This window comes from Paucimonas lemoignei (assembly GCF_004342585.1).
In the GTDB taxonomy this organism is placed as follows: Bacteria; Pseudomonadota; Gammaproteobacteria; order Burkholderiales; family Burkholderiaceae_D; genus Paucimonas; species Paucimonas lemoignei.
The window spans coordinates 1-4,450 of record NZ_SLZQ01000027.1 but is presented as its reverse complement, the minus strand read 5'-3'; the positions used below and the strand labels follow the sequence as shown (position 1 = coordinate 4,450).

The following is a 4,450-nucleotide window of genomic DNA, read 5'->3' as shown; positions in this document are numbered from 1 at the left end:
CGGGTTGCGACAGGCGTTCACAGCCAAGTTGCTGGATCGTGTCCTGAACTTCGACCGCCGCGTCGCGATGGAAGCGAATGCCGCGCCCGCCATTGTTTTATTTGTGACTCAGACAAAAATCAAAATGGAATGACCTAGAGTGCCAGAAGCATACATTATATTCCGGCTCTATTATCCCATTTTGTTATGCTAAAACTAAGCGAGTGCGGATCGTTCTTGAATATTTTGTGGTTGTTGCATGTTAAATGCTTCTTTTGTACCGCTAGATTCTGGTAGCCATCCATCATAAGTCCAATATAAGAACTTATCGGCACGTTTTCCCATAAAAATCCTTCGGCCAATACTCCAACGACTTCTTTCCGCTGTTGTCAGTAGAGAGAAGGCTTCCTTCATTTGCTTTTTAAATCCTGCTATCGAGTCATGTACGTAACTATCAAAAAACAGGTCGAAATCAGCACGCTCCTTTTCGCCCATCTTCCCAACTAGTTTGTGTTTGTATGCGTCGAAAATTGCTTGTTCATTAGGGTATGCCCTTGTTCGTACCCATCCGGTTTGGCTTTCTGCGATGCTGATCACGTCTCTCGACCATTCAGCATCGGTGATGGTCATGTAAGGATCGGTTTTTCCTGGCCTTAGCCGACCATCCGCTTGACGCCGACGACGACTTTCTCTCCATTCAAAATATCGGTTCATGTGCCAAATGATGGCAGTTTCTAACTTTTCGCCTACTGGCGCATCCTTCATATACGTTTCAAAGGTGCGCTTAAGCTCATCGGAAATTTCAAAAAGAGCGCGGGCGCTCGCCATTATTTCGGCTGGTGATTTGAAAGGGACTCCTGCCTTGTATGCTTCAAAGTACATGTGACATAGTGGAATTCGTGCTAGTTCGTTACTGCGGCCCTCCTGGTATTCCGGATCAGATGGTGCATATCCACCTCCCACATCAGAATGCATGCCGGGGTAGACAATTTCGACGCAGTTGGGGGGCACAACTTGATCTCGACGTACCGAGTCCGATGGAAATTTTTCTCGCACCTCATGTCCAGCCACAAAGTGTATGCATTTCTGCACATAAGTTGGGATGCTGAGGTCATTAGCCCACTCAGCGTGGCCACCTTTATCGGCGGCATGCAATACGCCGCCAGCCATTGGGCCCAGAACCATACCGCCCGGGCCTGGTGCAAGGAGCGTAATAGCCAATGGCGCAGCAACTTTTGCCACAGTTTCTGACTGGCTTCCGCCGAAACCAGTAGAAGATACTGTGTCCATGATGCCCATGAAGTAAACGACAATCTCAGGTTGTTTCTGATTGACGTTAAATTTTCTCCAATACAGGCGATCTCCCATCGAGTAAGCTAACCTAGATTCGAGCATGTGTAAGAAGGCGCGGGCTTGCGTTGCGCCACGGGAAAAACCGAAAACTGCCAAGTTGATTTGGCTGACATGAGGCCAATTCTTATCAACAGCTCTTTCCAATTTTTCCATCATTTTTTCAATGCGAGCTTGTCCTCTACCTGCTGCAGCCATGCCAATCGCGTTGTCATACCCCTTCCCGGAGTCATTTACTTCGCCGTATGGCGTGCCTACCCCCTGAATGTAGGCGCTATAAGTGCGGGGAGGAGCACTATTGTCGGAGGGATGAGCAAAGTAGGCGAGTTTAGCGATATTGCTATATTTAACTTTGGAAGCATCAGTTGATGGTCCCCCATCTTCAACGTAATTATTTCCCGTGCCATCAAAAAATGCGGTAAACCAGATCGGCTTTGGGCATGTCTTGCATACTTCAGCGTGTATTTCTTCTTGATTCAATTTTGCACGAATTCTTCGTCGTGCACCTTCATCACTCGGATCAAGCTTGTCAGTTAGCCGGCGTACTGAATTTGGGTTCATTTTTTTAGGTGTGGATTAATTTTGTTGGACTGGCTTAGGCAGCCCATAGTAGGGATTAGGTATCTCTTTTAGGCAGGGCTTTTCTCTTAACACTGATAGCTTCATCCGATCTTCGAATTTCACCTTTGGCTGTTCCGCTTCTAATTCTTTGAGTTCGGAAATGTAAGCATCGACGTGACCATCTGGGTAGAAGTGCAGGATAAAATAACCAGGCTCTTCCGGCAGTGGATTATTAATTGTAATAATCGCCTCACACCATGCAGTTCCCCGTTCTGTTTCTTTAATAAGATATCGAGCATCTATTTTATTTTTCGCATATTCGTCAGGATCAACAATTCGTTGCCACCAAACTTTGAACTGCTTTGGAGTTTTCCATGTTTTGTCCCATGTGAAATCGTACCCTGATGCTGATCCGCCCCACCGGTTCATGCTTAGCTCCGGATTCACACCCGGTGCGGCTACACTATATTGCAACTCATTTTTATCGATCGGCAGCACACTAATATGTAAAACCATGTAGTCCAAATAACTGTTAACCAAAAAGCTCATACTTTTATATCGGCCAGCTTTGTCGTTATAGATTTCCTTATCGTCTATTGACGACAAGAGGCCGCCTTCGTGTTTTTCCTTGCAACTGACAAGTATCGAACAGAACATCATCGCTAGCAGTAGAGTGCTCGTGCTATGGCGTATTTTCAGTAATCTCATTCATTAACCCAATCAAACGCTTTCATCGCTTCCCAGTCTTTTGTGGAAAACTGGGTCAGCAGTTCATCAAGATGCGCAGGTTTATTTGTTTGGCCTAGCAGTCGTTGCATTGGTTGCATCTGATCAAAATCGACGCCGTATTGCAATCCGAGGCGACAAAAATTTTCAAGGTTGGCCATGCCGTCAAAGCCATATTTTTGTGACTTCTGAATGAGTGTCGCTAAAATTTGATAACGTTGCGACCTTTTCACCGTATCCAAGCCGCTGCTGGCATCGAGAAGTAAACGGTCCAATAACGTGTAAGGAAGACATTGCCGCAATAATGCTTCTTCCTGTTGTGCTGTAATTTGAAATGGATAGGCTTTTTCGGGAAATTCGTTCCTTTTTTTCTCTATCGGTAGCCAGCAAACTTGCTGTTGGTGATCGAAGTAGCCCCATGCGGTTATACCCAAACCAAGATCCTGGCGCTGGCTAGTCGGTAATATTTGGTACCAGCTTGCCAATACGCGAGGATCATAAAAACGCATCAGCATTTCACTGCCGTCTTCCAGAATTACATCGAGGTGGTGGTGCAAGTGGTGCGCAAGCTCTTGCCGGGATAGCGGCGACAGCAGGAAACTGCATACATCACCGAGAAAAAGTGTTTCAAGAAAATTGAAGCGCCTCGATTGTTCCCAGGCTGACCAATCCAAATCAAACAATAAAGGGCCGACAGCATGGGCCTGATGTGTGATGTCATCAAACACAGCCAAGGACGTTCCTAGATGTACATGTAGAGGCAATGTTCCACGAATCTGATATTTAAGCAGCCGCGCTCCATCGGCAAGCAGATATGGATTGGCATCGCTGTGCTTATCCTTGTGCAGCAATTCCGTTAGCGGCGATGGCGCTGGAAGTAATTCCTTGTGATGGCTCATGTTCATTTAAGACCGCGCAGCAAACGGTGACGTACTGGCACTGGCTCCAATCATGCACGGTGCGCATATACTATGGGGCATAACCGGTAACGTATAAATGATACTGGTTGGCCCGGTAAAGCTCTTGCTGGCCGCCTTGATCGAAATCTTCCCCGGACAGGCGAAGGTAATATTCCCGCCCTCGATCTTCAGGCTCGCCCCGCCCTCGGTGCACAGTTCAATACTTTTAGCCGCCGCCATATCCACATGGCTATTCGCCGAGATCAGCCGCATTAACTCCTTCGCCGCCAAGGTGATCTGATCGCTCTGTGCCCGGATATCCACATCGCCTTGTCCCGCATACAGCTTGATCCCTGTGTCGCCATCCCCAGCGCCCACGGCACCGGCCAGTATGCCGATCGCCTGGCCGCTATGCATACTCAGCGCTTCACCCACCGCGACATGCATATCCCGTCCGGCCGCAAAATGCGCGGTTTCTCCTGCTGCGACATGCAACCCGTCGGCAGCCGTCATCCCCAATCCTGCCTGGGCCGTCACCGTAATCAGAGGCGCGGTGCTGTGCGGTACCTTGTCGCCTGCACCTTCCTCGCTGCCATCGATGGCGCTGACCTGGCCTGAGGCTTTCTTCAGCATCGCGGCCAGCGGCGGCAGTTCATCATCCAAGTTACTCTGGCCCGATGCACCATTCAGAGTCTGATTTCCCTTGGCGGCGATCATTTGCACGGTCTGGTGCGTCTGTGCCGCCTGATTGAATGTGTCGGCAAAGCCTTGCGCCTGTTTCAATAGTGCCACACCGGCGGCATTATCTCCGGCGGGTTCCGGCTGCCCACCGGGCACTGTGCCGTAATACGTGGAGAGCAGCAGTCCTTTGCCAGCTCGAAGCGCGCCCCAGGCATCGGTGCGCAGTTCCCACCCGGTACCACGGAAGCTGCCGC

4 protein-coding genes are annotated in these 4,450 nt (G+C 49.3%); all 4 read right to left on the bottom strand.

All coding sequences use genetic code 11. From position 1 onward, the window contains the following. Positions 1–195 precede the first annotated feature (195 nt). Positions 196–1,890 carry a T6SS phospholipase effector Tle1-like catalytic domain-containing protein gene (locus EDC30_RS19275; RefSeq protein WP_132260563.1) on the bottom strand — a complete coding sequence of 565 codons (1,695 nt, stop codon included), beginning with the start codon at positions 1,888–1,890 and terminating at the stop codon, positions 196–198. Positions 1,891–1,905: 15 nt separating this feature from the next. After that, entirely contained in the window at positions 1,906–2,496 is a 591-nt protein-coding gene (locus EDC30_RS19270) for a hypothetical protein (protein ID WP_165973895.1), read from the bottom strand. 98 nt (positions 2,497–2,594) lie between these two features. Further along, a complete protein-coding gene (locus EDC30_RS19265; protein WP_165973894.1) occupies positions 2,595–3,515 on the bottom strand; it encodes a DUF4123 domain-containing protein in 921 nt (306 codons plus the stop codon). A 6-nt stretch (positions 3,516–3,521) separates the two neighbouring features. Continuing rightward, positions 3,522–4,450: DUF2345 domain-containing protein (locus EDC30_RS19260; RefSeq protein ID WP_132260558.1), on the bottom strand; the 929-nt coding region annotated here is incomplete at its 5' end.

Excerpts from the sequence above, each read along its gene's own strand:
- EDC30_RS19265 (WP_165973894.1), bottom strand. The coding sequence starts at position 3,515 with ATGAGCCATCACAAGGAATTACTTCCAGCGCCATCGCCGCTAACGGAA.
- EDC30_RS19275 (WP_132260563.1), bottom strand. The coding sequence starts at position 1,890 with ATGAACCCAAATTCAGTACGCCGGCTAACTGACAAGCTTGATCCGAGT.